The organism is Fodinibius sp. GM21 (assembly GCF_058386955.1).
Map to the genome: position 1 here is coordinate 253,270 of NZ_JBYEIQ010000001.1, position 26,436 is coordinate 279,705.

Here is a 26,436-nt window from a genome sequence, read left to right on the forward strand (position 1 = left end):
TAAGTTACTTTTCTGTAAAAAAGAAGGAAAGTCCCATTCCAAATATTGAGAGTGCCATCATCAAATAAGGGAGCCAATCCCCAAAGCGGGTGTATATGGTTTCGGAAGTAAGTACCGGTACTTCATAGTTAAAAGCCGTGGTTTCCCAGTAGGGTGTTTCCACTTTAACGGAGCCATCCGGTGCGATAATGCCTGAAATACCGTTGTTGGCGCTCCGTACAATCCAGCGGTCAAATTCGATGGAGCGCAGACGCGCATAGGCAAAATGCTGAGAGTGTCCGCTGGTATTCCCCCACCAACCGTCATTGGTAATGATAGTGAGATAGCCCGCCCCGTTGCGCACATAATTAAGAATCCAGTTGGGAAATACTGAGTCGTAGCAGATGAGCGCCGGGGTGGCCGTTCCATTCACCGAAAACTGGTCGGCGGCATATCCTTTGCCATACCCCTGAATCTGATTCCAGTTTACCCATCCAAAAATATCCACAGCGTTTAAAAAGTGGACGAAAGGAATGCGTTCTACAATGGGAACCAAGTTATGCTTTTGGTAGGTGTCCATGGGATTATCAGGGTAGAAGCCGAGGGCGGCATTAAAAGCTAAATAAGCACCGCGCTCATTGGTACGGGGAAGAGCAGGAATATCACCCTTTTCATAAAATTCGAAATAGGTTGCTCCGGTTATCAGTGTAGCGTTTTGTGTTTCAGCATAATTTTTAAGCTGATCTTTGGTTCGGTCTGAGAATGTTCGGTAATTATTGATATTCAGAATTTGATTTTGCACCGCATTCTCCGGCCAGACAATAAGCTGAGTACTTTTAGTAATTACGGAGTCCGTCAGTGAGAGAAGATGGTTGTTGGCTTGTTGTGCACTTTGAAATCCACCATTTGGTTCATAGGAATCAAAATTGGGTTGTACAACCACAACGTCATGGGTCTGTGCGGGCTCAGTATCACTTTCCAGCAAGGAGATCAACACGGACCAAATAGGAAATATCAGCAGTATTGAAACAAGTACAATTTTTGTTGATTGCTTCGGTTTTTTTAGCTGTTGATATGCAAGCGCAGCGGTAAAAATCACCCAAAAAGAAATACCCCAGTAGCCGGTTACGGAGATGTATTGGACTAATTGAGGTACATTGGCCCAGGCATTCCCTACTGCCAGCCACGGCCATGCTAAATCCCAGAGGTGATGCAGGTATTCATAACTGAGCCAGAAGGCCGTTTGTAACAGGGCAATGAACCAGGGAGAAAAATTTTGCTGTTGTACTTTATACTGTAGCATTACGGGGATGGTCATAACCGCGGCGTTGGCCAGAATAGCAGCCACACCGCCGGCTACGGTTGCCATTACCAGCCAATAGGTAGTAATGATATTCCAGATTAAAAAAGCCGGATAGATTTTATAGGCTGCCTCCCTGGCCGAATCAGACAAGTCTATGATGCGGAAGACAAGCAGGAATGCCGGAAAAATAAGGAACGGGAGTGGAATAGGCGGATAGCTTAGTCCCAGTAGTAATCCGGCAGTAATTGATAATAGCCAGCTGTTATACCAAAGTTGTTGGATGATGTTTTTCATTCGCTGTAATCTTTTGGGGCAATGATAACGACGATTTCTCCTTTTATGTCATCTCTTAGATGGAAGGTATCATGTACCGATTTTATCGATCCGCGAACTATTTCCTCAAATTTTTTAGTCAGCTCGCGGCAGACGGCTATCATACGTTGATCGCCCATGTATTTTCGCAACTCTTCAAGTAACTTCATCAGTCGGTGAGGACTTTCGTATAGTACAATGCTGCGTTCTTCATCTACCAACTGTTTAAGTTGCTTTTGGCGCCCCTTTTTTTGAGGCAGAAATCCTTCGAATATATATTTATCGCATGGCAATCCGCTGGCAACCAAAGCAGTTGTGGCGGCATCAGGACCGGGTATTACGGACACTGAATGTCCGGCTTGGTGAGCAGCACGAACGGCCAAAAATCCCGGATCGGAAATACCCGGCATGCCGGCATCCGAAATGATAGCTACATTTTGTCGGGCATCTAAAATATTAAGCAGATGTTCTACCTTTTGATGCTCGTTATGAGCATGAAAGGCAAAGGTATTGGTATTTATTCCGAGTTTTTTCAGCAATACGCCCGAGGTACGCGTGTCTTCGCAAGCAATGTATGAAACTGATTTAAGTGTTTCGATAGCCCTTTCGGAGATATCATTGAGATTTCCAATAGGCGTTGCAACTATATAGAGGGTGCTCAACAGTTGTCGTGGTTTAAGATTTTCCGGTTTAAAATCCCACCAAAAGTAACAAAAACTTATTAACTATTTCGACTGACAATAGTAATTAAGCGGGCTGAAATTAAGGAGGAAAAAGGCTATACTTAGCTGCGTTAGAAAATGAATGATGAGTGTGGATTTGTTTGTTTTACCACTTTCAGAATTTATTAAACAAGTAGATAAACATTATTATGACAGATTTTAGTCCATCAGGTATTAATCATATTACCATTCGAGTAAACGATATTGAGCGTGCAGAAGAGTTTTATGGTGATGTTTTGGGGTTTGAGCTCCTTCGCAAAATGGGAAAAAGTATGGCTGTGTATCAGGTTGGCGAAGAAGATACCCTGGTGCTGGTTGAGGCAGAAACGAGCTATGATCCGGAATCCCGTGATTACCGGGTAGATCATTTTGGATTCTATCTGGATTCTGAGGAAAAGGTTGACGAGATGGCAGAATATTTCCGTCAAAAGGAAGTATCTATTTTAAGTGGACCGGCTAATCGAAAACGTGGGCGATTTGTGTTCATTTCTGATCCTGACGGCAATATGCTGGAGTTTTTCTACGAAGAGAATGACGAATAATTTTTGTATTTGAGCGTTAAAAACTGATACAGAAAGCTGACACTCTGAATCTTTCCTTTTGTTGACAAATACAACTTACGTAACTTTGTCAGCAGATTTAGAGGTAAAGCCTGATGGCATGTTATTTGCATTTTTGCATCCTAAAGAATCAAAACAGAATTTAATTGTTAAGTTAGTTTCACATGAGCGAATCAAAAGAAAAAGTAACCGAAGAACAAGCAGCCGAAAATGAGCAGTCGGTTGAAGAACAGAATGAGCAAGCTGAAGAATTATATTCCCGGTATGAAGATTTTGAGGCAGATGAATTGCGTGAATTACTTGTTGCACGTGATCAAAAAGTACAAGAATTAGAAGAGGAACTTGCCGAAGCGAAGGACAGTCACTTGCGAAAAGCCGCTGAACTCGAGAATTATCGCAAGCGGGTTCAGCGTGAACGCTCACAGGTATATGAAACAGCAAAAGCCAATGCGTTAGAAGATTTTCTGGAAATCAATGACGATCTGCAGCGAACGCTTAAGGCGGCTGAAGAGCTTGAGGTTAATGATACTCTGATGGATGGTGTCAACCTTGTAGCCAGTAAATTCAAAGAAGTGCTCAACAAATACGGTGTGGAACGCATTGATGAGGAAGGAGTTCCATTTAATGTTGATTTGCACGACGCTATGATGAGGCAAAAGCCCGAAGATGACAGCATTGGCAGTGATATCGTTCTCAATGTTGTAGAGAGCGGTTATCGCATGGGCGATCGAACAATCCGTCACGCAAAAGTAATTGTAAGCGAATAAATTTATAAGGTTAGTTAGTTTAATACATGTCTAAACTAGACTATTACGACGTACTCGGTGTAAGCAAAGATGCATCTGAAGATGAAATTAAAAAAGCCTACCGAAAGAAAGCGATGAAGTTTCACCCGGATCGTAATTCTGATGATCCGGAAGCAGAAAAAAAGTTCAAGGAAGCTTCGGAAGCCTATGAAGTATTGGGGGACGAACAAAAACGTCAGCGCTATGACCAGTTTGGTCATCGTGGTGTAAACGGCGGTGGATTTGGCGGTGGTGCCGCCGGATTTGAAGATATCGGATTTGAGGATATCTTTAGTCGTTTCAGCGATATTTTTGGCGGTGATTTCAGTGGCGGACGCAGTCGTTCGCGCGGCCGTCGTTCTTCGGGACAGCCCGGTTCGGATATGAAGTTGCGGATTGAGTTGTCGCTTGAAGAGATCGCATTTGGAACTGAGAAGAAGTTAAAGGTCAAAAAGCAGATCAAATGCGACGAATGTAACGGTACCGGTGCAGAATCAGAAGAAGATTTCGAGATGTGCGGTACCTGCAATGGTACCGGCGAAGTGCGGCAGGTTCGCAAAACAATGCTCGGTCAAATGGTAAATGTACAGCCGTGTCCCGAATGCCGCGGTGAAGGTCGTATTATCCGTAATAAATGCTCGAAATGTAACGGCGAAGGTCGCTATCGAGGCGAAAAAACTGTGAAGGTAAATGTTCCTTCAGGCGTATCCGAAGGGAATTACATAACCCTTCGCGGAAAAGGGAATGCCGGTAAACGAGGCGGTGAAGCGGGATCTTTGGTTGTGTTGATCGAAGAGAAGGAGCACGAGCATTTTGAGCGTGACGGCAATGATATTTATTACGATCTGGTGCTGAGTGTGCCCGATGCTATTTTGGGTACTGAAGTAGAGGTTCCGACACTGAAAGGGAAGGCAAAAATCAATATTGAACCCGGGATTCAGCCGGGTAAGTTGTTGCGGATGAGCGAAAAAGGTATTCACGGACTTAATCGATCCGGTATTGGTGATCAATATGTGAGAGTAAATGTATATATCCCGAAAGATCTCTCTGATGAAGAGCAAGAGCATGTAGAAGCTCTTAGAGGCAATGATCATTTTAAGGCATCAAACCGAGAAGATGATGGAAAAGGATTCTTCTCGAAAATAAAGGATGTGTTTACATAGTATTGTTGGCGATGAGCCATCAAATTATTGTAATACCTTGGGCCCATGTGAAGATCAACACTAAAGAGGAGATGCTTTTATTATTGACGGACTGATTTCTTCTTCATCCAATTATCAAATACTTTTGCAAATCGTTCGGGTGATTTCGGGTCCATGTTGAAATAGAGTGAAGGTTCTATGAGTTCAAGCTCCATCAGTGCAAAGGTATTATTATCAGTTCGGACGTAATCGGCACGAGTATAGAGTGGTTCGGGTTGAATCATATCACGCATAGTTCGGGCAACGCTTAGTAGATTTTCTTCTGGTTTGACCAGTTTTAACCTGCCTCCATGCTCTTCTTGCACGCGAAAGTCGTTGGTTTCAGGAGTCTTGAGGATGGTATGACTGTAAGTATCTCCAAAAAAGAAAACCGAAAACTCGCCTTCTTGAGTGATGTTATCCATAAATGGCTGTACCAAAAAGGGACGATCGTTGAAAACGGATTCTAGATCATCGATAAAAATGCCATAGTTTGATTGATGAATGCGAAAAGTATCATCGGCTCCGGCACTGATGGTCGGTTTGACTACGATCTCTTCTGATTTTAATTCTGAAAAAACACTGGGAAACAGATCTGCATTAAATGTTTGATACCAACGGCTTGGAACAATCTCAACACCCCGAGATTCCAGATCGCGAAGATAGGTCTTATCAATATTCCATTTGACGATTTCCAGACTGTTTTCAAGCAGAGCTTCTGATTGTTCAATATCGGTCAGTACTTCCAAAAATGCCTCGGGGTCTTTTTGATAATCCCACGGACTGCGGATAATGACAGCATCATAGTAATTCCAGTCCACCGCATTGCTACGCCAGGAAACCTCCTCTGCTTGCCAACCTAGCTTTTCCAGCGGCTCGAAAAGCAGATGATCATAGACTTCAAAGTCATCAAGATTATCCATCGAAAGAAAGGCACAATGTTTCATTGTCGTTCGTCTACCAAAAGTTGTTCAAGTTTGCGCTAAAGATATTGTTCGATTTTATTAGCACCAAGTTGATTTCTACTTGATTCCTTCTACAAACATTAATTTCCAGTATCGCCAGTTCCAGCTGTGTGATGTTTGAATAGTGAACCTATTCTTAGACATTATTTGTCGTAGCTCAAGAAGCGAACGAGTATTTATATATTCCGAGTTTGACCACCGTATGAGGGTATCGACTATTTTGAAGAATCCTTCTCTGTTCCAATCAAGAATGTAGAGCTTTCCATCTGGTTTTAAGAGCTTGTGAAACTGATTTAAAACCTGCTCCTGTTGTTCATAAAAGTGAAATGAATTTAGGCAGATGATTTTGCTAAAGTAATTCGGTGGATATGAGAGGTCTTGAACCTTAAGATTATCAAAGCTGATTGTAGGTTTGTCGGAAAACCGTTGGCGGGCAATTGCAAGCATTTCATCAGAAGGATCATTTATCACCAACTCTTCAAAAAAATAATTTTGGTCGAGAAGTTTTTGAGCAACTAATCCCGTTCCGCCGCTGGGATCTAAAATGACATCTGATGGGTCAAGTTTGATATGTTTGAGTAGCATCCGGTGGGTATGGTCAAGGTATTTATGCCACCTTTGCTCATACTTTTCTGCCTTAAGATTGTAGCGATTAATGGTTGAGTCGGTCAAAGCAACTTATTTTGTTAATAGTCGCGATGAATTAAGTAATATTCCTACATCCGGTAATGACTGCGCGGCCGCGGCTAAAACGGGGGGGAGAATGCCAAATGCCGCGAGTGAAAGTCCCACTAAATTATATGCGGTAGTAAATCCAAAATTCCATTTTATAATGCTCATTGTTTTGTTTGCGGATGTAAAAAGCTTGGGCACGAGATTCCAGTTATCGCGCATCAGGGTGACATCTGCCGTTTCTATAGCCACATCAGTACCGGTTGTGCCCATGGCAATACCCACATCGGCCTGAGCTAGGGCAGGGGCATCATTGACGCCATCACCAATCATTACCACGGTTTGACCTTTAGACTGATATTCTTTTACAATGTTGATTTTATTTTCAGGCAACAGCTCAGCTCTGAAATCGATATGTAATTTGTTTGATAAATGGCGGGCAGTTTCGGTGTTGTCTCCCGTGAGAAGTTCAACAGCACTGAATGTGTGTTGTTGACGGAGAGTTTGAATAGCAGCACCAGCTTCAGAGCGTTCCGTGTCTTGGACAGCGAGTATCCCAACGGGCAGTCCATCTTTTTGTATGATAATAGCTGTTTTGCCTTCTTCTTTTATTTTTGAGATTGTCGGGCTGACCTCTTGCTTGTCATCTTCAAGCAAGCGCTCATGACCGACGGTCACGCTGTGATCTTCAAATGAGGCACGAACGCCATTAGCTGTGATCTCCTCAAATTTTTCCGGCTTAGAGAGCGAGAAGTGGCGTTTTTGAGCAGCTTCAACAATGGCTTTGCCGATGGGGTGATCGGAGTATTGCTCCGCACTGGCCGCCATAATGAGCAGTTCATCCTCGGTAATTCCGTTGAGAGGTATAATATCTGAGATTTCGGGACGACCAAAAGTGAGTGTCCCCGTTTTATCAATCAGCAAGACATCAGCCCGGGCAAGAGCTTCGATATATTTGCCGCCTTTGATAAGTACGCCACGCTTTGCATTGGATCCCACCGAAGCCAGCAGGGCAACGGGCGTTGCAAGGGCAAATGCGCAGGCACAGGCTACCACCATTACAGCAACGGTTGCCATAAGGTCGCCGCTGATGAGATATGTTAATAGGGCAATAGAAGCTACCACCGGGAGGTACCAGGCCGAGAATTTATCGGAGTACCGCTGTACCGCGCCTTTCCGGGATTCGGCTTCTTCCACCATATTGATAATTTTACCGAAAGTGGTATCACTGCCAATTGCTTCTGCTCGTAAGGTAAGAAATCCGCCTTGTGCTATGGTGGATGCAAAAACAGTGGATCCTTCCGTCTTTTCGACGGGCATTGATTCGCCGGTAATGGGGGATTCGTCAATAGTGGCTTGCCCGTCAATTACGGTTCCATCCACCGGTACTTTTCCACCCGGTCGTACTAAAATCTGATCTCCTTTTTTAACCTGATCAATGGGGAGTTCTTTTTCGTTGCCGTCCCGTAATACGGTAGCTGTTTGGGGAGCAAGTTCTGTTAGGGAGCGAAGTGAATCACGGGCTTTTTCGGTGGTATAGCTTTCGATAAAATCACCAGTGCGCATGAAGAATACCACAATGCCAGCTGTAACCCATTCTCCGGCGGCTAAAGCTGTAAGTGCCCCCAATGCCATTAATGCGTGCGGTGTGACCAGTCCCTTCTTAGCAGCTACGACAACCTGTTTAAAGACAGGATACCCCATTAAAAGTACGAGAGCCGCGCCTACCCAAAATGGAACCCATTGTGTCAGTGCCTGAAAAACCCCCAGCCATTCACCCGCTATAACCACCAGCAAAACCGCCCCAAAAACGAGTCCGAAAAGTTGGAAGGATTTCTGGGCTTTTTCTTTAAGTGATTCGTTTTCCTGTTGAGATTGACCTGTGGTATCCGGAATATGATAACCAATATCCTCGACGGCTTTTTTGAAGGTTTGGATATCAGGATTATCAGTTCTTGTCCTAACTTTGGCTTTTTCAGCTGAAAGAAAGACGTCTGCAGACTCAACTTCATCAAGCTGTTCGAGCGCACTTTTTACATTGTTTGCACAGCCCGAACAGTCCATGCCTTTAACTCTGAGTTGTACTTCTTTCTTACTCATTGCGTTCAAATTCATTTATTGATTCATGTCGCGTGCAATCATACACTCCTTTTGCTACCTCTGATAGAAGCTGCTCAGATTTCTGTAGGATTGTTGTTATGCGCGGGTCACTAAGTCGGTAATAGATATAACGACCGTCTCGCTGCTTTTTAACCAAGTCACAATCAGCAAGACAGCGTAAGTGATTGGACACGTTAGGTTGCGAAAGGCCGGTAATTTCAACCAATTCTCCTACACTTCTCTTTCCGTTGCGAAGTACCTCAATGAGTGTCAGCCGTGAAGAGTCTGCAAATCCACGAAACAACTTCGCTTTTAACTGAATGGCTTGTTCATCAATCATAAATTATTCAGTATCCATAATTTATTTTCATATTATTATATGATGATATAAGATACAAATATCAAAACCTAATTGGAACTACCAAGGTGGTAAAAGCCAAAAGCCCCGGAAAATATTCCGAGGCCTTTTCATCAAATTTAAAGGCAATTATTACTGTCTATTGCCGGCTTTTTCTTTTGGACGCGCTTTGTTCACTTTTACGGTGCGTCCATTAATTTCGGTGCCATCGAGTGCATCGATAGCGGTTTGGGCAGCAGCTTCATTTTCTATTTCTACGAACCCAAATCCTTTTGATCGGCCGGTCTCGCGGTCTTTAATTACTTTGGCAGAAATTACATCACCAAACTCTTTAAATATTTCCATTAATTCTTGATCTGAAACCTTAAAAGAAAGGTTTCCTATATAGATATTCATTCGTGTAATACCGGTTTATTATAGGTTGAAGCGGAACTCTTAATATCTCCCGCAAATATGATATTACGACGTTTTCAAATAGAAAAGAAATTAATTTACAGGTATGAAGCACTGGTAAATTCCCATGATTTTATCTGTAGTCTTTTTGGTAAAATAGCTAATACCTACAGTTTTTTGTACATATAAAGATGATCTCGATATTGACCATCGAAATGGAGGGCATCCGGAATGCGTCCGCCTTCAGTGAAATCAAACTTTTCTAGGAGAGTAATACTGGGTTTATTACCACTTACTAAAATGGCAACAGCAATTCTATACTTTTTTATGCTGCAGAATTCAAGGCCATGATTCATCAGATCAGTAGCTATTCCTTTTCCGTGATGATCGTAATCAACGTAATAGCTTACCTCAATGACTTCATTTAATGCCTGTCGGTCAGCGCGGTAGGGGGAAACAGAAAGCCAGCCAATGGGGATATCATCATATAGATAAACAAAAACAGGGTAGGTGTCATTGGGATGATTGGCTAGCCATTCCCTGCGCGTTTCTAAAGAAACCGGTTGAGTGTGGGCGGTCCGCAATCCGTCTGCTACAGCCTGATTATAGATCTTACTTATAGCTTTTAGATGTTCAGGCTCGGCCCGGGTAATCATTGTTCAAAAAATGGGAAATAAGTACGCCATTAAGAGTTAACCTTTGATTTCTTTTTGCCTACTTGCTCCTGCTGTCGTTTTTTGCAGGCTTCGGTATCCTGACAAGTTCCAAAAAAGTGGAGAGAATGACCCGTAATGTTAAACTTGTGGATTTTCTCCATCATTGTTTTGATCTCCTGAATACGGGGATCGCAAAATTCTAAAACCGTCCCACACTTTTTACAGATGATATGATCGTGTTGCTGATAGGCATAAGCACGCTCATAATAATATTGGTTTTCACCGAATTGCTGGCGCTGTACTAATCCACATTCGACTAAAAGGTCAAGGGTATTGTATACCGTTGCTCGGGAAACGCGGGTACCGCCTTCTTTCATGTTGAAGAAGATATCATCGGCGTCAAAATGACCGTCGGCCCGGTAAATTTCTTCGAGAACCATGAAGCGCTCAGGGGTTTGCCGTTGATTGTGCTCTTTCAAATATGAGCTGAAAATTTCTTTAACTAAATCAATTGTTTCTTCACTAGCCGGATGAGCCATAACATCAATTTTTCTTTTAATATAAGGATTTGGGATACCTAAAAAAATTCAATTGAAATACCGTTACGCATCAACAATAATCACAAATATGGGTATGTGCTGAATTTTCGATTCAGAATGTTATATTCGAGCAGTACAATTAAAATTGTGATCAGTGGTTTTAAACAGTAATTAATTTTTGATTTATGCCCACAGTTGTAGCTTTTGAAACGCTCACGGACCTGTTTCTTAACTTATCAAAAAAATATAAAGGGACCGATAAAACGGCGTTTGCCCGTAAACCTAAGACGGACCAACCCTATGAGACAATAACCTGGGATCAGGTTTTTGATGACGCGCATTCACTGGCAGCTTACATGGTAAAACATGGCATTGAAGCCGGAGATCGAGTGGCTATCCTCAGTGAAAACCGTTATGAGTGGGCCATTGTGGATTTGGCTTTGCAATTGATTGGGGCCATAAATGTATCTTTGTACACCTCATTACCGGCCAGTCAATGCGAGTATATCTTAAAGAATTCTGAGGCAGAAATGTTCTTTGTCTCTACAGGCATTCAGCTTAAGAAAGCGCGCGAAGTATTTGACAATTGTGAGGATTTAAATCGTGTGATCGCCTTTGATGAGCCCAATATTTCCAGTTATCTGGATGATGCTTATGTATCTCTTTTTGATGAGGTGATGAATGAGGGAGTGAAGGAGTTGCCAAAGGTTGAAGATGAGATTGATCGGCGGAGTAAGGCTATTGAACCGGAAGACTTGGCTACGCTTATTTATACCTCAGGTACGACGGGCAAGCCCAAAGGTGCTATGCTTACGCACCGCAATATTGTGAGTAATATTAAGGCGGCTCATCAGCGTATCGATATTATGGAAACGGATCGCTGTTTGTCATTTTTGCCGCTTTGCCATTCGTTTGAACGTACGGCCGGATATTATGCAATGATGGCGGGTGGGGCGGAAATATACTACGCCGAAAGTGTGGATACAGTAGCGAAAAATATGACGGAGGCTCATCCCACAATTATCATGAGTGTGCCGCGGCTCTTTGAGAAAATCTATAATCTTGTTTCCAAGAGTGTAGAGGAGGGCAGTGCCGTTAAACAGAAAATTTTTAACTGGGCACAGAAAGTGGGTCGCAAATATGCCGATGGCCAGCGTGGGTTGGTTTCCATGAAGAAAAAGCTGGCCGACAAGTTGGTATTTGATAAGCTGAAAGAACGTACAGGCGGACGTATCCGCTTCTTTGTTTCTGGTGGTGCTGCCTTACCGGCCGAGATTGGTCATTTCTTCATGGGGGCCGGACTAAACATAATTGAGGGCTATGGACTAACGGAAACATCACCTGTTATGTGCTGTAACACCTACGGGGATGAGAAAATGGGTACAGTCGGTAAAGTTTTGCCAGGGGTTACTGTAGCCATTCAGCGATTGGAGAATAGTAAGATTATTGCTGAGATCAGCGGAGAGGATTATCCGACTGATCACAATTCTGAGCAGGGGGAAATTCTGTGCAAGGGTCCGAATGTGATGGAGGGATATTGGAAGAATAAGGAGGCAACCCGCGAAATGATTGACGATGACGGATATTTGCATACCGGTGATGTAGGTAAATTTGTGGGTGGAAAACTACAGATCACCGATCGAATTAAGCATATGATCGTAAATGCAGGTGGTAAAAATATTTATCCCGGACCGATTGAAGATCTTTTCAAAACGAGCAAGTGGATCGATCAGCTGGTAGTCGTAGGGGAACGTCAACCTTATATGGCGGCCTTAATAGTACCGGATTTTGAAGTGCTTGAGGCTCATGCCGATGAGGAGGGAATTGAATATGATTCCATCGAAGATCTGATACAGAAGGATGAGATCCAGAAGATATATAGCAATGAGGTGCGAAGTCATTCCCAAGATCTGGCATCTCATGAAAAATTAAGGGATTTTCGAATTGTACCCAATGAGTTTACGGTAGAGTCCGGTGAACTTACTCCAACCTTAAAGATTAAGCGCCGAATTGTAGAGGACAAATACGGTCACCTTATTGATGATATTTTCTCCAACTAAGTTGATTTAAATGTTCTACGAACTCTTTCGGTGGGCTCATATTCTTTCCTATCTGATATGGTTGTGCGCCTTTGCCGGAAGCTTGGCGTATGGCGTTAGGATATATTCGGCGAAAGTTAGCTCTACTTTATACAACTTGATACAACCGAGCGACTGATAACTAAGTGGGGCATAATTATTGGCGCCTGCGGAATAATCATTTCAGGCTGGGTACTTTCGACCATTCCGCAAGGTCCACAGTGGGGGTGGTTTGATATACAACTTTATCCCTGGCTGGCGTTAAAGCAACTGCTTTTTGTAATTATCTTCATTCTGATAACAATCGACCTACGGCGAAGCAAAAAACTTGCTCGACGGATGCAAGCAAATAAAAACGATCTATCTGAAATTGTAAAAAAGTGGGGTGCCGCCTACCGCTTTTCTATTGCTGTTTATATTCTTGTCATCATAAGTACATTTCTGGGATGGTATAAACCCGGACTGACGACCTTTGGTTAATATCATCAGGATGATTCGCCGTGAAACGGAAGAAGATGTAAACATTCATCAATAGTATTTGCCGTTTTTAACAGTGAGCGGTTGCTCTCAGTGATAAACTTATTTTTCACTGCCTCATCGATGAACTGGATAAGCTTGTCATAATATCCGTCAATATTAAATATGATCACGGTTTTATCGTGGATACCAAGCTGTAGCCAGGTAATGGCTTCCATCAGCTCTTCGAACGTACCAAAGCCGCCGGGTAAGGCGATAAACGCATCTGAAAGTTCAGCCATCATAGCTTTACGTTCGTGCATGGTATCGGTGATATGCAGGGCGGTAAGGTTTTCGTGGGCGACCTCCATATCATACAAATGTTGGGGAATAACACCATGTACTTGTCCGCCCCTAGAAAGTGTGGCGTTGGCAACTTCATTCATGAGCCCTACTGAACCACCGCCATAAACTAATCCTATTCCATTGGACGCAAGGGCATGTCCTAATGCTTTGGTTTGTGGAATGAAGGAAGAATTATTGCCGGTTTTGGATCCACAATAAACGCAAACTCGTTTTTTGAAACTCATACTTTTGCCGTTGACATCATACGTTCGACAACAACTTCAATTTTGTCAAGAAAATAGTCGATATCTTTAAGTGTATTTTGTTTGCCAAGACTAACACGAATGCTCGAATTAGCTATTTCATCGTCAAGTCCGATACCGCTTAGTACATGGGAGGGTTCCATGGCTCCTGAAGTGCAGGCCGAGCCATTCGAAACACAAATATTTTCTACGTCCAGATTAAGAATGAGCATTTCCCCATCGATACCGTTTCCGTTTGAATCCATAAAGGAGATGTTGATAATATGAGGAACGCCATTTTCGATGTCTCCATTAATGTGATATTGATCTCCAAATTTTGCATCAAGTCCGCTAATAAGTTTTTTACGCAGCTTGATGAAATGTTTGCGATGATTTTTCATTTCTTTTTTTGCCAGTTCCATCGCTTTCGCCAAACCTATAATGCCTGGAACATTCAGCGTACCGCCGCGTCGTCGCCGTTCTTGCGAACCGCCGTGCATCCATGGAATCCATGGTGTGGCATGACGCATATACATCACGCCAATTCCTTTTGGCCCGTAAATTTTATGCCCGCTGATACTTAAAAAATCGAGTCCCAGCTCATCCACATCCACCGGAATTTTACCAACGCTTTGAACGGTATCAGAGTGGAATGGGATGTTGTGTTCCTTGCACACTTCACTGATTTCCCGTAGCGGATTTATGGAACCGATCTCGTTATTAACGTGCATCAATGAAACCATCGCCGTATTATCATTGATCGCTTCTTTTACTTCCTCTGCTGTGATAATTCCCTTAGCATTAGGTTCCAGGTATACCGGCTTTGCCCCATGACGTTTTAAAGCCTCAGTAGTGTGTAATACCGCATGATGTTCAAGGGGAGATGTGATAACTTCTGTTTTGCCCGTAGCATTAACAACCCCCTTAATGGCACTGTTGTCGCTTTCTGTACCTCCGCTGGTAAAGATAATTTCAGCCGGTTCGGCGCCAATTATTTCGGCAATATTTTCCCTTGCTTCCTCAACGGCAACTTTGGCATTATTGCCCAACCCATGAGGGGAATTGGCATTTCCATAGTGCTCGGTAAAGTAAGGGGTCATTGCTTCAAGCACACGCTCATCAACAGGTGTTGTGGCAGCGTGATCGAAATAAACGGTATCCATATCTTCATTTTTAGTTTTATAATTAATCAGTCAAAGATATTTAATTTTGGAAAGAAAAACAGGGTTTGACTGTACTGACAGTTTACGGTACCATAGAATATATTCGAATATCCTATTTGCTGTAATAATTGATTAACATTTAATTTCGACTATCATTAATGGACAAGTGGTTTCTTTCGAGATTAGCATTATTGAGTATCTCGGTAATTTTTATGCATCTTTTCTCATTTGATACTGCCAACGGGCAGGATTCAACATCTTCAGCTACGTTACTGGAATGGGAGCAGCGTACTCGTAATTTTATGCTAGACCGTTCGCATAATTATGGCGGGACTCATTTTAATCGTGGATTGTTTCGCGAGCATCTCAATGAAATGAGTCCTGAACATAACCTGGATCTAATTACATATGGTTTTACGTTGTTTCAGGATTATGAATTTGAACAATCCGAGCATGCCTATCGAATGTCAACCGGTAGTTTAAACGCCACGGAATTTGCGGTCGAAAATACGATTAAAAGTGATATTACTTTTAATGATAAGAACCAGCTATCCATTGATGGATATCATGCAGAAAACATTCGTACTGATCGATTCCTGTTTCATCTCGGTTATACTCGAAATATTGCCGACAAGCATTATTTGGGAGTGAGCCATACCCTAAGCCAAAATAAAGCCGATCTTGATGCTACCTTATTCTATCGGTACGGAACCTTTGATAAGGGGATGTTGCTAGTGAGTGCAAGCATACTGGATTGGGGCAGTAATGTTGTCCAGGATTTAGCAAAAGACAGTCGAAATAAATGGAATAAACGTTACGAGATTACTCACCAGTATTCCAACAGTCCGGAACTGTATTCGGTGAAATATATCAGTTCCCAATCCAATAGGTTAAAAGTTGAGTTTATGGGAGGCGTGCAAACATATTCCCGCAAAAGGGTGGAAGTGCATGCCGATACCAGTAACTTTATTGATGAAGAGTGGGCCCATTATGTAGGGGGATTAGTCGAATATAATCATCCTCTTTTTACCGTTGGATTGACGTACCAACGAACCTTTTCAAAATTAAAAAGAAAACCCACATTGAATTCTAATTATGACCTCAATTTTGGTAATTGGCAGATTACGAATCAGCTGGGTTTGTATGCCACTGGCAGAATTAACTCCTTTGTTTTGGAACAATGGCTCTGGTATGGGCATGATAGAGATCGCCTGGAGGGAGAAAAAGTGCCGGGAGATCTAAGGAGGCACAGCTTTGAGCGGGTTCCCTTCGATTATTTGGAGGAACCTGTCACCGTAAAAAGCAGGCTGTTTTATGATCCTGTTAATACAGGACTTAGAACCGGACTGGAGTATCATGCCGAGTACAGCCGACCGCAGGGAGAGAAGGCACCAAATGGGGTGCGGAGTTTTGAATTCAGAAGAACATACAGCATCGTCAGGGATTATAATGCCCGGTTTACATATTCCATTGGTTATCGATTTAGCCCGCACTTTTATTTGCTGGCAGGCATTTCGTATGATCTTGATGGAGATACCCAAACCGGGCGTGGAACTGAAAAAGTAATAGGTGATCCTACATGGTTTGATGGCGGGTTTGGACGGCTTTCAATAAGCTGGTAAATTCAGCTATAAAATTGTTATTTAATCAGCTTAAAATTACTGCAACTTATGGATAAGATGACGCTCGAAGATGTACAGGTAGAAGGCAAAAAGGTATTGATGCGCGTAGATTTCAATGTGCCTATAAAAGATGGCAAAATTGGTGATGATAATCGTATGGTACAGGCATTGCCATCCATCAATTATGTAACAAATAACGGGGGTAAACTTATTCTTATGAGCCACCTTGGACGCCCGGGTGGAGAAGTAGATAAATCTCTCAGTTTGGAGCCTGTTGCTGATCATCTGCGAACGCTGGTCGATACAAAAGTCCATTTTGCAAAGGATTGCATCGGAGATAACGCAAAAACTGTTATTAAAGAGGCCAAGGACGGAGAAATTGTCTTGCTGGAAAATGTACGCTTTCACAAAGGTGAAAAAGCCAATGACGAAGCGTTTTGCAAGCAACTTGCAGAGCATGGCGACCTGTTTTGTAATGATGCATTTGGAAGTAGTCACCGCGCACACTCCTCTGTAGCCGGAGTAACCCGTTTTCTACAGCCGGCTGTATCAGGATATCTGTTGGAAAAAGAAATTAAGTATTTGAACGACTCGATTAATAATCCCGAACGTCCATTTGTTGCTATCCTGGGCGGGGCCAAAGTATCTGATAAGATCGGAGTGATTGAAAATCTGTTGGATAAGGTTGACAGTATACTTGTTGGTGGAGGTATGACCTATACTTTCTATAAAGCCAAGGGTCTGCCTATTGGTGATTCTCTGGTCGAGGATGATAAAGTTGATTTAGCGAAAGCACTAATGCAAAAAGCCGATGAGAAGGGGGTCAATTTTGTGTTGCCTGTAGATTCGGTTGCGGCCAAAGAATTTAAAAATGATGCCGAGCATAAAGTTGTTGATGAGGATGGCATCGAAGACGGATGGATGGGGGTAGATATAGGTCCGCAGACCTGTCTTTCTTTTGGCAATATCATCAAAAATGCAAAAACTGTCGTATGGAATGGTCCTATGGGTGTTTTTGAGATGCCAAACTATGCTGAGGGGACAAATACTGTTGCCGAAGCTCTTGCGGAATCTACAAAGCTCGGTGGCACGACTATTATTGGCGGGGGTGATTCTGCGTCAGCCATAAAACAAGCCGGACTTGAAGAAGCAGTCTCGCACGTTTCTACCGGAGGCGGGGCCAGTTTGATGTTCCTGGAAGGAAAAGATCTTCCGGGGGTAGTTGCGCTCACTGATAAATAAAAATTTCAGAAAGTAATTATATCATCCTGAACTACGTGCTGAGCTTGTTTTAGCATTTCTTTCAGGAGATGGCTTTAGGGACGGGATGATTTCCCGTCCTTTTTTTATTTATACTACCTTGTTAGATCAAAACCTAAAAAGAGAGTTTCATTATGTCACGCCCGAAAAACCAAGTGCTCACAGATGATTTTAAAACCAGCCAAAATTTTTATACGTCTGATTTAATCCTCCGTAATTATATCAACCGGCATTTTTCTGAGAAAGCCAAGCAATTTCTTGATGGAAAATTATTTCAGCTGGGAGCAGCGGCGGCAATTGATATGGATGAACTTTCTCAAAAGGCGGATAAGAATTCTCCTATCCTAAAGAAGCGTAATAAATTTGGAGAAGATATAGATGAAGTAGAATTTCATCCTGCTTATTGGGATCTGATGGATATTGCGGCGGAATCAGGAATATTTTATCTAAAATATCATCCACAAAAAAGAGGAGAGTTTACTGGAAATCGGCACCAAATGAGTTTTGCTCTTGGCCAACTGTATGCAATGAGCGAACTGGGGCAATACTGTCCACATTGTATGACAGATGGTGCGGCTTATCTGGTTGAACAGTATGGCGATAAAGAAGATAAAAAAAGGCTTTTGCCAAAATTAGGAGCACAAGATGGGAATAAGCTTTTTTCGGGAGCAATGTTTTTGACGGAGAAATCCGGTGGATCGGATGTAGGTGCTAACTTGTGCACTGCGGATAAAATAAGTGGAGATGAATACCGATTAAATGGTGAAAAATGGTTTTGTAGCAACGTCAATGCAGATGTGATTATGGCATTAGCCAGAACAGGACCGCTTGAAAAAGGCACTCGCGGCCTGTCGCTTTTCCTAGTGGAAAAACAGTTACCAAATGGTGAGCGAAATCCAATGCAGATTGTTCGTCTGAAAGATAAGCTGGGTGTGCGTTCGATGGCTTCGGCAGAAGTCCGATTCGAGGATACCGTCGGAAAAAGGCTTGGGAAAGAAGGGGAGGGATTTAAAATGATGGCTCAGATGATTAACATTTCTCGGAATTATAACTCTGTTGCAGCTCTGGCAGGGAACCGTCGTGCGATTATCGAGGCGTGGCAGTATCTGAATCATCGTAAAACTTTTGGAAAACGAGCCATTGACCATGCTCTTATCAGAGAAAAATTTCTTGAGTTGGGAGCAAAATATCTGGCTGACTTCCTATTGGTTTGGCGTGGATTGCGGGCAATGGATGCAGCTGAAAAAGGGGACCAAGACGAGCAACAACTGCTGCGAATGATTACCCCCATGGCCAAATGGTGGTCAGCCGAGAATGCCGTATACAGTGTTAGAGAATGCATGGAACTGATGGGTGGCAATGGCTATATTGAGGATTTTGTAATGCCGAAACTGCTTCGGGATATCAATGTATTGCCAATCTGGGAGGGTTCGGGAAATATTATTGTGTTAGATATGCTTCGTGCTTCGGAAAAATCCCGGGGTCTGAATATCATTTTTGAAATGATTGAACAAGCAACTGATCGATCATCTGAATACGGCGGACTGATAGCTGAGAAGCTGACCGAGACGAAGACAATATGGAACGACATCCGCGAGGGGAATGATCGTGACAGGATTGAAGCTACTGCCAAACCACTTTTTAAGCAACTAATCCGGCTTTTTCAGATGGCGCTCCTCATTGAAGAAATACAATCTGATGGTGATAAACGGTATGAGATTGCGCTTAATTATCTGGCTGCTACTTTTAATGGTACTCTTAGCACACGAGATCCGCGGGAAGTTGATGAGATTACAAGGTTGATTGGCTGGGAGTATTAGCCTGCACTTGCCGAGGCACCGCCACCCGCAGTACTGGAAGAAGCGCCGGCTCCACCGGATGTTCCGGGAAAAGAAGTCACGCCCGTTGCCCCGAGCGTTGAAAAGCTGCTTGCTGCATTTGCTACCGAGCTGGTATTTGAGCTGAAAGTAATCCAGGCAATGACAGGTACGACATCAGTATTTGTAGCGATGATATTTTCAAGCTCCTGTTTTCCCAGGCCGAAAGCCAGACCATAGATGAAGTGCTTGTCCAGTTTATCGGATGAGATACTGTGTTCCTTGGCATTTTCAAGTCCTTCTTTGTAGTTACTCCATTCATGATATACTTCTTCTCCTTCGGGAGTGCGTCGAATAATCAGAAAAGAACATATTAGGGCAAACATGGTAACAAAGAGGGCGATTAATCCAGCCGGCCCTGCATACATTAGTGCCGGGATACTTGCTACAAGAAGTAATGATTGCACTGCAAAATTCCAGTAGCAGCCGGTATAGCTTTGGCTGTCAATCCAGCCTTGATCAAATGCATATTCTTTTAATTCTTTTTTCCACATATTAAACCATGAGGATACCTCAGTATTAGTTCCTTTGAAGATGTCATGCAATTTATGATGTCCATCTTCGAGACGTTTTTCGACAAGGGTGATAATTTGTTTTTCCCATATCTTTAAATCTTCATTCAATGGTTGTTCTGTTCGGTTAACAGAAAATGTCGGCTTGTTATCTGCTAAAAATCCCTCTTCGGGCAGTTCTTCTTGGATGTTAAAATATCCCGCTCGGGCCAGATCGAGAACCGTAGCCATAAGTAGATTACTGGTGATATTTCGTCCCTGCAAGAGCCAACCAATAGCTGCCGGACGAATACTTCCCGGTATCATAATTGTTTCTGTAGATGAAAAACGGGAGGTAGAATGTCGCTTTCCATATTTTTGATATAGCAGGTAGAAAACAACAATACTCAGCAGAATGATGATATAATTCAGTGTTTCCCAAAGATCAGAAAGATACTTCTGGCGTTCTATTTGTTGATCGCGTTGCTCTTGATATGTTTGCTCCTCTTTTTGAGCCTGTTCTAGTGAGAATTGGGTATCGGTCCTGGAAATCTGCGACTTATTTAAAACGGTAGTCGGGAATACCGTTCTGACTTTTGCAAATTCGTCGTCATCAATATTAGAAGCTTTAACAGTGAGTACTCCAGCTGATTTCTGGAGATCAAATTGTCCTTTGGGACCTCGAGTCCAACCGTGTAGGGAGTCGACTGAAACTGATTTTGGCAGGTGAATAGTGATATCCAGCTGACTCGTTGTTTTTTCTCTATCTTCTGATAAGAAGTTCCAGAAAAATTGCGACCATTGCGGACCGATGGTTAGCGCACCTTCGAGTACGTATGAAACAGTAAACGTTCGTTTTTCATCCTCCGCAGAATAAAACCATGAAAGTTTAACCGCTTCGTCACTTTTTGACACGCTAAATGTACCGGGAGATTCCGTGTTTTTGTTGATATACGACTTTCCATTTTCAAGAATCTGGATATCAGTAATTGTTGAAAACCCCTGTCTCGGAATTTGGTATTCTGCCCAGGAAAAAGATCCATCAAAAACGTAGGTGAGGTGTTCGGTAATGTGAACAGTGCCATCCTTATTAATGGTAACTTCTACTCGAACATCAGGAATTTCATATGACTTTGCCGAAGTAGAAAGAAAACCAATTAGAATGAGTACAATCGAAAGTGTGAGTGTTCTAATCGACATTTCAGAAGTTATTCTTTACGGATATACTGCGTTATTTCCTTTAATTAGCTAAGATAACAATTTTAATACACGATAATATTTTTACCTATTTAACAATAGGTAAGAGGCTTGCCAAGAATTTTTCTGTAAGGATTTCCTCCAAAATATATCTTACCTTTAGAACGAAACAATAAAAATAAATGAGGAAATATTATGAGTTCACTCAATAAAGCAATGATTATCGGCCGATTGGGCCAAGACCCTGATGTACGGTATACACAGTCCAACACAGCTGTAGCAAATTTATCTGTTGCAACATCCGAGCGTTATAAAGATAAGCAGGGCGAATGGAAAGAGAACACCGAATGGCACCGCGTGGTGGCCTGGGGACGATTGGCCGAAATTTGTCAGGAATATCTAACAAAGGGATCACAGGTATATATTGAAGGTCCTATCCAAACACGAAAGTGGGAAGATAAAGAAGGTCAAACGCGTTATTCTACAGAGATAAAAGCGTTGACTATGACGATGCTTGACAGTAAAGGGGAAAGCGGCGGCGATGTACCTCCCAAGCCTGATAACTCTCAACCGGTATCGAGCAATGTCGACCTGAATGAAGATTTTGACGATATTGACGACGATTTACCATTTTAATGATAATCCTATTACATTAGATACACATTCAAAAGCGGCAGGGTAATTCCCTTGCCGCTTTTACTTTTCTTGCACTGCATGGCTACAGTCAATAGCTTTAAGTTAACTTCAAATTAAAAATAGGTAGTTGGACGACCCGAGTAGTTTACTGTTTATTTTCGATTTTATTTCCCAGCAAGGGGAATCTGTTCTTATTGATTCTACAATAGATCCTGTAGCGCTAAGCATACAGATCGTGATAATCATTTTGGGGTTACTGTTTTCCGCTCTTTTTTCGGGTGCCGAGGTGGCTTTTTTCTCTGTAATCAATCAACAAGATCTGCTAACAGATCAGGATATAGAGGGTTCCAGGGATCGCCAAATAACCAAGATGTTGGCATATCCGCGACGGTTATTGGCTACAATCCTTATTTGCAATACGTTTGCCAATATTGTGGCATCGGTTCTGGCTGCCGTGGTGGCCGGAAATATTGTGGCCTATTTTGGGCTTTCTGAGGTTTTGGTCTATACCTTGGAAGTGGTGGTCTTGACGTTTATGATTTTAATTCTCAGCGAAATTACGCCCAAAGTTATCGCCATAAATAATCCCCTGAAAAGTGCGCGGCAGGTAAGCTCTTTCATATACGTACTATTTAAGCTACTTACCCCGCTATCGAGTCTTATTGCCAATAGCACGCTTAGTTTGGAGGAACGATTACCCAAACCTGATAGCAAGATGACTTCCGAGGATATTATGACGATGGCTGAGGTCAGTGAGCAGGAGGGATCCATTAGAAGTGATGAACGAGAGATCATCGAAAATGTGATCGAATTTGGTACAACTACCGTTAGAGAGATAATGACGTCACGAGTTAATATAGTTGCTGTCTCTACCGATAATTCCTTAAATGAAGTATTGCAGCTGATTCGTGAAAAGGGGCTCTCTCGCATGCCCATCTACGAAAATGACCTGGATAATATTTTGGGAGTAATCCATTCCAAAGATGTGCTGCCTTATATCAATTCTGATATCGAACGGACAACGATAAATTGGCGCACAATAGCCCGTAAAGCTCTCTTTGTACCATCTACAAAAAAAGTGGATGACCTGCTTCGTGATTTTCAGCAGGAAAAAACGCATATCGCTATTGTAGTTGATGAATATGGCGGTACGGAGGGGCTCATTACGCTGGACGATATTCTGGAAGAGATTGTGGGGGAGATATCGGATGAGTATGATGACGTAGAAGAAAGTTTATACACAAAATTTAAAAGTGGCGTTTACGTTTTTGATGCAAAGATTGACCTTGATGATATGGAGGATATTCTAGATATCGAGCTTACCGCTGAAGATGATGAGTATGAAACGCTCGGTGGGCTCGTTTATCATCTTACAGAACGAATCCCTAATGTAGGCGAACGTGTTTACTATAATAATATGGAGCTGACGATTCATTCTGTTAAAAATAATCGTGTAAAAAAACTTCGTGTTAAAGTTCAGGATCGTTCTAAATCATAAAATTTTGCAAGGAAATACCATACCGTATAGATGAGTACCGATTTTGATTCATTAGTTAAAACTGATGTTGATTTACAACCGTATAATACGCTGAATATTTCTGCAAGGGCGCGTTATTTTGCAATGATTGAATCGGAATCTCAACTCAAGGAAATATTACGACATCCCAAAACAGAGGGACTTGAAATCGTAGTACTAGGGGGTGGTAGTAACGTTCTTTTTGCCGATGATTTTGATGGATTGATATTGCACATCGATATAGAGGGACGCGAAGCGATAAAAGAAACGGATGACTATGTCTGGTTAAAAGTTGGTGCGGGTGAAAATTGGCATCAAACGGTTCGCTATTGCGTGGATCGAGGCTGGGGGGGCATAGAGAATCTTTCGCTTATTCCGGGTACGGTAGGGGCAGCTCCCATCCAAAATATTGGAGCTTACGGCGTTGAGCTTGAAGAGGTTTTTGAGTGGTTGGAGGCTGTAGATATCGAGGGTAGGGAAACACGAAAATATGAAAAGAAGCACTGCGAGTTTGGGTATCGCGACAGTATTTTTAAAAGAGAGTTGAAGGGGGTTGTTATAGTCACCAACGTGGTTTTAAAACTGACAAAAAATCCTGAGTTAAATACTTCCTACGGAGCAATACAGACAGAGCTTGATAAACGGAATATTGATCAACCAACGATTCGTGATATCAGTGATATTGTGATTGATATCAGGAATAGCAAGCTGCCTGATCCCGATACGCTTGGCAATGCCGGGAGCTTTTTTAAAAATCCCATTGTCAAAGATAGTGAGTATAAACGTATCAAAAAAGAGTATCCCGAAGTGCCGGGCTATGATATGGGAGATCATCAAACCAAAGTCCCCGCCGGTTGGCTGATTGAAGAAGCGGGATGGAAAGGAAAAGTAATCGGTAATACCGGGACCTACAAACAACAGGCACTGGTAATTGTAAATCATGGAGGAGCCACAGGCGGAGAAATTTTGAATCTGGCTGATCGTATCCAAAAGTCAGTAAAAGATAAGTTCGGTATTGCTCTTGTTCCGGAAGTTAATATTGTGAGTTCGGATGGCAAGGTTTAACGATCGCGATAAATATTTTACCCGCCATCTTTTTGGTGCCGGTCTAGAATGTCCGGTTAAGCTCTGTTATTATCGGCAGGATTATCCCCAAAACCAGCAGTCACGACCATATATTGAACATGCTATCTACAATAAAAGGTTACTTACTGCTTTAGTCCGATCGATTTATCCCAAAGGAATATTTGTAGATGGTGAGCAGGTAAAAAAAGCAGCTGATAAAACCCGAAAGTTGTTACAGAGGGATGAGGTTGTGCTTTTTGATGCCACGTTTGAGCATCGACAGATGATGGCTCGCTTACCCATTGTTCATAAATCCGGTAATCAGCTGACGGTTTTTTATATTCGCACGAAAGCTTTCGATTCTCGCAAACACAGAATTACTGATGCTCAAGGCGAAATAAATAGCAAATGGGAAAAGTATCTACTTGATTTTGCCTATCAGGTATATTTGATCCTGAAGAATTATCCCGATCTGCATATTCAGGCGATGCTGGTGATGCCGGAAAAGTCGAGTACTGCTTATACCGATAACTTGCCCTTGTTATTACACCCGTTAGATAACAGTTCCAAAGCTGAATCCATAGATGCTTCCAATCAGGAATTGTTGGCCAAATTGGATGTAACCGAAGTGGTTGAGAGGTTGGTAAGTCGGGACAATTTGGCTGAAAAACATCTCCCAAAAACGACGTTAAAAGAAACTTTGAATTATTTCGCTAAAGTATTTTTTGGGAATGAGAAACCCGATCCTAAGATTGGGATAAAGTGCAAAAGTTGCGAGTTTCGTATTGAAACGGAGAGATTGAGTGAAGGAGAAAAAAGTGGATTTAATGAATGTTGGTTGCCCGTGATGTCGGAGGGAAATCCATCGGAAAATCATATCTTTGATTTAATTGGTCCGGGTACCCATCGGCGACTTGCCAATGGAAATTATGATCAAAAAGATATTCCTTCTGATACCATTTTTAGTTCAGCAAGTGTCGTTCATTCAGAGGGACGTATTTCCCAAGAGATGCGTCAGGCACTGCAGGTTCATAAGGGGAAAGATGAAGAGATTCCCGAGGAGATTATCCGGCCGGTATTATTTGAAGAATTAAAAAGTTGGCAGTTTCCGTTGCACTTCCTGGATTTTGAGGCAGGAAATTATGCCGTTCCGGTCCGTAAAAGAAGGCGTCCGTATCATTTGGTTTTGTTTCAGTTTTCATGTCATACATTGTATCCCGACGGGAGTTGGAAGCACCGCGAGTGGGTGGATGATCTTAAAAGTGGATACCCTAACTATGAACTGGTACGCAAATTGAAACTAATTCCGGATATTAAGGAGGGTACTATCGTACAGTATTCTAACTTTGAACGCAATGCTTTAAAAACAATTCGCTCGGAATTACTGCATGAAGAGGATGAAATCAGGGATGCCAATCAGCTTGTAGACTGGATAGAGAAGATTATAAATCGCCACGATTCTTCTCATTCACAACCGCCTTATATTGCAGATTTGAGTCGTCTCGTAAAGAACTATTATTATAATAGAGAGATGGAGAGTTCGCTAAGTATTAAGGATGTGCTGCGTTCGGTGATGAGCCACAGTTCTTATTTGAAAAAACTCTACTCAAAACCGTATTCAAGCAGTAATTTTGATCAAATTATCTGGTGGCAGTCCAATGGAGAGGGCGGGGCCCGAAATCCCTATTCCATTTTAACCGAAACAGGAGATTCACCCATTCGTCGCGGCACGGAAGCCATGGTTGTTTATGGCAAAATGATAGCACAGGAATTGGACCCTGAAAGGCATGAAGCCTATCAAAATGCGTTGCTAAAATATTGTGAGCTTGATACCCTGGCTATGATGATGATTTACCAACACTGGCAGAAAAAGATGGAGCAAGCTTAAACTTTTGTGGCAGGAACATTTAGAAATTACGTACATTTATAAATATTGACCATTGAACGTTAATTCATCAACCCA

General features: G+C 42.4%; 24 protein-coding genes. 12 read left to right on the plus strand and 12 right to left on the minus strand.

All coding sequences use genetic code 11. From position 1 onward, the window contains the following. Nucleotides 1-4: 4 nt before the first annotated feature. A complete protein-coding gene (gene lnt, locus ACT3IB_RS00995) occupies nt 5-1,576 on the minus strand; it encodes an apolipoprotein N-acyltransferase (protein WP_491537151.1) in 1,572 nt (523 codons plus the stop codon). After that, nucleotides 1,573-2,256 (minus strand): 16S rRNA (cytidine(1402)-2'-O)-methyltransferase, encoded by a 684-nt coding sequence (gene rsmI / locus ACT3IB_RS01000; RefSeq protein WP_491537152.1) that lies wholly within the window; start codon nt 2,254-2,256, stop codon nt 1,573-1,575. The genes lnt and rsmI overlap by 4 nt, the downstream gene beginning before the upstream one ends. Nucleotides 2,257-2,465: 209 nt before the next feature. On the opposite strand from rsmI, the gene ACT3IB_RS01005 reads away from it, so the two are divergent. The 3 genes from ACT3IB_RS01005 to dnaJ all read left to right on the plus strand — a co-directional run bounded on the left by ACT3IB_RS01005 (nt 2,466) and on the right by dnaJ (nt 4,824). Beyond that, entirely contained in the window at nt 2,466-2,858 is a 393-nt protein-coding gene (locus ACT3IB_RS01005) for a VOC family protein (RefSeq protein WP_491537153.1), read from the plus strand. Between the two features lie 182 nt (nt 2,859-3,040). Beyond that, the gene (locus ACT3IB_RS01010; RefSeq protein WP_491537154.1) at nt 3,041-3,643 is read left to right on the plus strand and encodes a nucleotide exchange factor GrpE; all 603 of its coding nucleotides are present in this window, start codon (nt 3,041-3,043) and stop codon (nt 3,641-3,643) included. A gap of 26 nt (nt 3,644-3,669) precedes the next feature. After that, nucleotides 3,670-4,824: a molecular chaperone DnaJ gene (dnaJ, locus tag ACT3IB_RS01015; RefSeq protein WP_491537155.1), complete on the plus strand. Its 1,155-nt coding sequence runs from the start codon at nt 3,670-3,672 to the stop codon at nt 4,822-4,824. Between the two features lie 80 nt (nt 4,825-4,904). Here dnaJ and ACT3IB_RS01020 read toward each other — a convergent pair whose 3' ends face one another. From ACT3IB_RS01020 to ACT3IB_RS01050, 7 genes are all read right to left on the minus strand, one after another. After that, the gene (locus tag ACT3IB_RS01020) at nt 4,905-5,789 is read right to left on the minus strand and encodes an ATP-grasp domain-containing protein (protein ID WP_491537156.1); all 885 of its coding nucleotides are present in this window, start codon (nt 5,787-5,789) and stop codon (nt 4,905-4,907) included. A gap of 75 nt (nt 5,790-5,864) precedes the next feature. After that, nucleotides 5,865-6,479: a class I SAM-dependent methyltransferase gene (locus ACT3IB_RS01025; protein ID WP_491537157.1), complete on the minus strand. Its 615-nt coding sequence runs from the start codon at nt 6,477-6,479 to the stop codon at nt 5,865-5,867. A 6-nt stretch (nt 6,480-6,485) separates the two neighbouring features. After that, the gene (locus ACT3IB_RS01030) at nt 6,486-8,579 is read right to left on the minus strand and encodes a heavy metal translocating P-type ATPase (protein ID WP_491537158.1); all 2,094 of its coding nucleotides are present in this window, start codon (nt 8,577-8,579) and stop codon (nt 6,486-6,488) included. Then, complete coding sequence (locus ACT3IB_RS01035) at nt 8,572-8,919, minus strand: ArsR/SmtB family transcription factor (protein ID WP_491537159.1); 348 nt, start codon at nt 8,917-8,919, stop codon at nt 8,572-8,574. The genes ACT3IB_RS01030 and ACT3IB_RS01035 overlap by 8 nt, the downstream gene beginning before the upstream one ends. A 150-nt stretch (nt 8,920-9,069) precedes the next feature. Next, entirely contained in the window at nt 9,070-9,333 is a 264-nt protein-coding gene (rbp, locus tag ACT3IB_RS01040) for an RNA-binding regulator (RefSeq protein ID WP_491537160.1), read from the minus strand. A gap of 164 nt (nt 9,334-9,497) precedes the next feature. After that, the gene (locus tag ACT3IB_RS01045) at nt 9,498-9,986 is read right to left on the minus strand and encodes a GNAT family N-acetyltransferase (protein ID WP_491537161.1); all 489 of its coding nucleotides are present in this window, start codon (nt 9,984-9,986) and stop codon (nt 9,498-9,500) included. A gap of 29 nt (nt 9,987-10,015) precedes the next feature. Continuing rightward, on the minus strand, nt 10,016-10,525 hold the full coding sequence (locus tag ACT3IB_RS01050; RefSeq protein ID WP_491537162.1) for a Fur family transcriptional regulator: 510 nt from the start codon (nt 10,523-10,525) through the stop codon (nt 10,016-10,018). Nucleotides 10,526-10,710: 185 nt separating this feature from the next. On the opposite strand from ACT3IB_RS01050, the gene ACT3IB_RS01055 reads away from it, so the two are divergent. Together ACT3IB_RS01055 and ACT3IB_RS01060 are read left to right on the plus strand one after the other, a co-directional pair. Further along, nucleotides 10,711-12,585: an AMP-dependent synthetase/ligase gene (locus ACT3IB_RS01055; RefSeq protein ID WP_491537163.1), complete on the plus strand. Its 1,875-nt coding sequence runs from the start codon at nt 10,711-10,713 to the stop codon at nt 12,583-12,585. A gap of 357 nt (nt 12,586-12,942) precedes the next feature. After that, entirely contained in the window at nt 12,943-13,083 is a 141-nt protein-coding gene (locus ACT3IB_RS01060) for a hypothetical protein (protein ID WP_491537164.1), read from the plus strand. 5 nt (nt 13,084-13,088) lie between these two features. Here ACT3IB_RS01060 and ACT3IB_RS01065 read toward each other — a convergent pair whose 3' ends face one another. Beyond that, on the minus strand, nt 13,089-13,649 hold the full coding sequence (locus ACT3IB_RS01065; RefSeq protein WP_491537165.1) for an LOG family protein: 561 nt from the start codon (nt 13,647-13,649) through the stop codon (nt 13,089-13,091). After that, a complete protein-coding gene (locus ACT3IB_RS01070) occupies nt 13,646-14,809 on the minus strand; it encodes a cysteine desulfurase family protein (protein ID WP_491537166.1) in 1,164 nt (387 codons plus the stop codon). The genes ACT3IB_RS01065 and ACT3IB_RS01070 overlap by 4 nt, the downstream gene beginning before the upstream one ends. 158 nt (nt 14,810-14,967) lie before the next feature. Between ACT3IB_RS01070 and ACT3IB_RS01075 the strand changes: the two genes are divergently transcribed. The 3 genes from ACT3IB_RS01075 to ACT3IB_RS01085 all read left to right on the plus strand — a co-directional run bounded on the left by ACT3IB_RS01075 (nt 14,968) and on the right by ACT3IB_RS01085 (nt 19,511). Beyond that, nucleotides 14,968-16,431: a hypothetical protein gene (locus tag ACT3IB_RS01075; protein WP_491537167.1), complete on the plus strand. Its 1,464-nt coding sequence runs from the start codon at nt 14,968-14,970 to the stop codon at nt 16,429-16,431. A gap of 48 nt (nt 16,432-16,479) precedes the next feature. Next, entirely contained in the window at nt 16,480-17,673 is a 1,194-nt protein-coding gene (locus ACT3IB_RS01080; protein ID WP_491537168.1) for a phosphoglycerate kinase, read from the plus strand. A 152-nt stretch (nt 17,674-17,825) separates the two neighbouring features. After that, nucleotides 17,826-19,511 carry an acyl-CoA dehydrogenase family protein gene (locus ACT3IB_RS01085; protein WP_491537169.1) on the plus strand — a complete coding sequence of 562 codons (1,686 nt, stop codon included), beginning with the start codon at nt 17,826-17,828 and terminating at the stop codon, nt 19,509-19,511. Here the strand turns inward: ACT3IB_RS01085 and ACT3IB_RS01090 are convergent. Next, nucleotides 19,508-21,259, minus strand: a complete 1,752-nt coding sequence (locus ACT3IB_RS01090) for a DUF2207 domain-containing protein (protein ID WP_491537170.1) — start codon at nt 21,257-21,259, stop codon at nt 19,508-19,510. The two genes, ACT3IB_RS01085 and ACT3IB_RS01090, sit on opposite strands and share 4 nt — an antisense overlap. Before the next feature lie 192 nt (nt 21,260-21,451). Here ACT3IB_RS01090 and ACT3IB_RS01095 point away from each other — a divergent pair, with 192 nt between their 5' ends. From ACT3IB_RS01095 to ACT3IB_RS01110, 4 genes are all read left to right on the plus strand, one after another. Next, nucleotides 21,452-21,892 carry a single-stranded DNA-binding protein gene (locus ACT3IB_RS01095; RefSeq protein WP_491537171.1) on the plus strand — a complete coding sequence of 147 codons (441 nt, stop codon included), beginning with the start codon at nt 21,452-21,454 and terminating at the stop codon, nt 21,890-21,892. 127 nt (nt 21,893-22,019) lie between these two features. Beyond that, nucleotides 22,020-23,390 (plus strand): hemolysin family protein, encoded by a 1,371-nt coding sequence (locus ACT3IB_RS01100; RefSeq protein WP_491537172.1) that lies wholly within the window; start codon nt 22,020-22,022, stop codon nt 23,388-23,390. Nucleotides 23,391-23,420: 30 nt separating this feature from the next. After that, nucleotides 23,421-24,473, plus strand: a complete 1,053-nt coding sequence (murB, locus tag ACT3IB_RS01105) for a UDP-N-acetylmuramate dehydrogenase (protein WP_491537173.1) — start codon at nt 23,421-23,423, stop codon at nt 24,471-24,473. Beyond that, nucleotides 24,460-26,361, plus strand: a complete 1,902-nt coding sequence (locus ACT3IB_RS01110; protein ID WP_491537174.1) for a DUF2779 domain-containing protein — start codon at nt 24,460-24,462, stop codon at nt 26,359-26,361. The genes murB and ACT3IB_RS01110 overlap by 14 nt, the downstream gene beginning before the upstream one ends. Nucleotides 26,362-26,436: the final 75 nt, after the last annotated feature.

Coding starts and splice junctions, on each gene's coding strand:
- ACT3IB_RS01080 (WP_491537168.1), top strand. CDS start 16,480: ATGGATAAGATGACGCTCGAAGATGTACAGGTAGAAGGCAAAAAGGTA.
- ACT3IB_RS01010 (WP_491537154.1), top strand. CDS start 3,041: ATGAGCGAATCAAAAGAAAAAGTAACCGAAGAACAAGCAGCCGAAAAT.
- ACT3IB_RS01045 (WP_491537161.1), bottom strand. CDS start 9,986: ATGATTACCCGGGCCGAGCCTGAACATCTAAAAGCTATAAGTAAGATC.
- ACT3IB_RS01110 (WP_491537174.1), top strand. CDS start 24,460: ATGGCAAGGTTTAACGATCGCGATAAATATTTTACCCGCCATCTTTTT.
- ACT3IB_RS01085 (WP_491537169.1), top strand. CDS start 17,826: ATGTCACGCCCGAAAAACCAAGTGCTCACAGATGATTTTAAAACCAGC.
- rbp (WP_491537160.1), bottom strand. CDS start 9,333: ATGAATATCTATATAGGAAACCTTTCTTTTAAGGTTTCAGATCAAGAA.
- ACT3IB_RS01090 (WP_491537170.1), bottom strand. CDS start 21,259: ATGTCGATTAGAACACTCACACTTTCGATTGTACTCATTCTAATTGGT.
- ACT3IB_RS01055 (WP_491537163.1), top strand. CDS start 10,711: ATGCCCACAGTTGTAGCTTTTGAAACGCTCACGGACCTGTTTCTTAAC.
- ACT3IB_RS01070 (WP_491537166.1), bottom strand. CDS start 14,809: ATGGATACCGTTTATTTCGATCACGCTGCCACAACACCTGTTGATGAG.
- lnt (WP_491537151.1), bottom strand. CDS start 1,576: ATGAAAAACATCATCCAACAACTTTGGTATAACAGCTGGCTATTATCA.
- murB (WP_491537173.1), top strand. CDS start 23,421: ATGAGTACCGATTTTGATTCATTAGTTAAAACTGATGTTGATTTACAA.
- ACT3IB_RS01095 (WP_491537171.1), top strand. CDS start 21,452: ATGAGTTCACTCAATAAAGCAATGATTATCGGCCGATTGGGCCAAGAC.
- ACT3IB_RS01065 (WP_491537165.1), bottom strand. CDS start 13,649: ATGAGTTTCAAAAAACGAGTTTGCGTTTATTGTGGATCCAAAACCGGC.
- ACT3IB_RS01075 (WP_491537167.1), top strand. CDS start 14,968: ATGGACAAGTGGTTTCTTTCGAGATTAGCATTATTGAGTATCTCGGTA.
- ACT3IB_RS01035 (WP_491537159.1), bottom strand. CDS start 8,919: ATGATTGATGAACAAGCCATTCAGTTAAAAGCGAAGTTGTTTCGTGGA.
- ACT3IB_RS01030 (WP_491537158.1), bottom strand. CDS start 8,579: ATGAGTAAGAAAGAAGTACAACTCAGAGTTAAAGGCATGGACTGTTCG.
- ACT3IB_RS01005 (WP_491537153.1), top strand. CDS start 2,466: ATGACAGATTTTAGTCCATCAGGTATTAATCATATTACCATTCGAGTA.
- ACT3IB_RS01050 (WP_491537162.1), bottom strand. CDS start 10,525: ATGGCTCATCCGGCTAGTGAAGAAACAATTGATTTAGTTAAAGAAATT.
- dnaJ (WP_491537155.1), top strand. CDS start 3,670: ATGTCTAAACTAGACTATTACGACGTACTCGGTGTAAGCAAAGATGCA.
- ACT3IB_RS01060 (WP_491537164.1), top strand. CDS start 12,943: ATGCAAGCAAATAAAAACGATCTATCTGAAATTGTAAAAAAGTGGGGT.
- ACT3IB_RS01020 (WP_491537156.1), bottom strand. CDS start 5,789: ATGAAACATTGTGCCTTTCTTTCGATGGATAATCTTGATGACTTTGAA.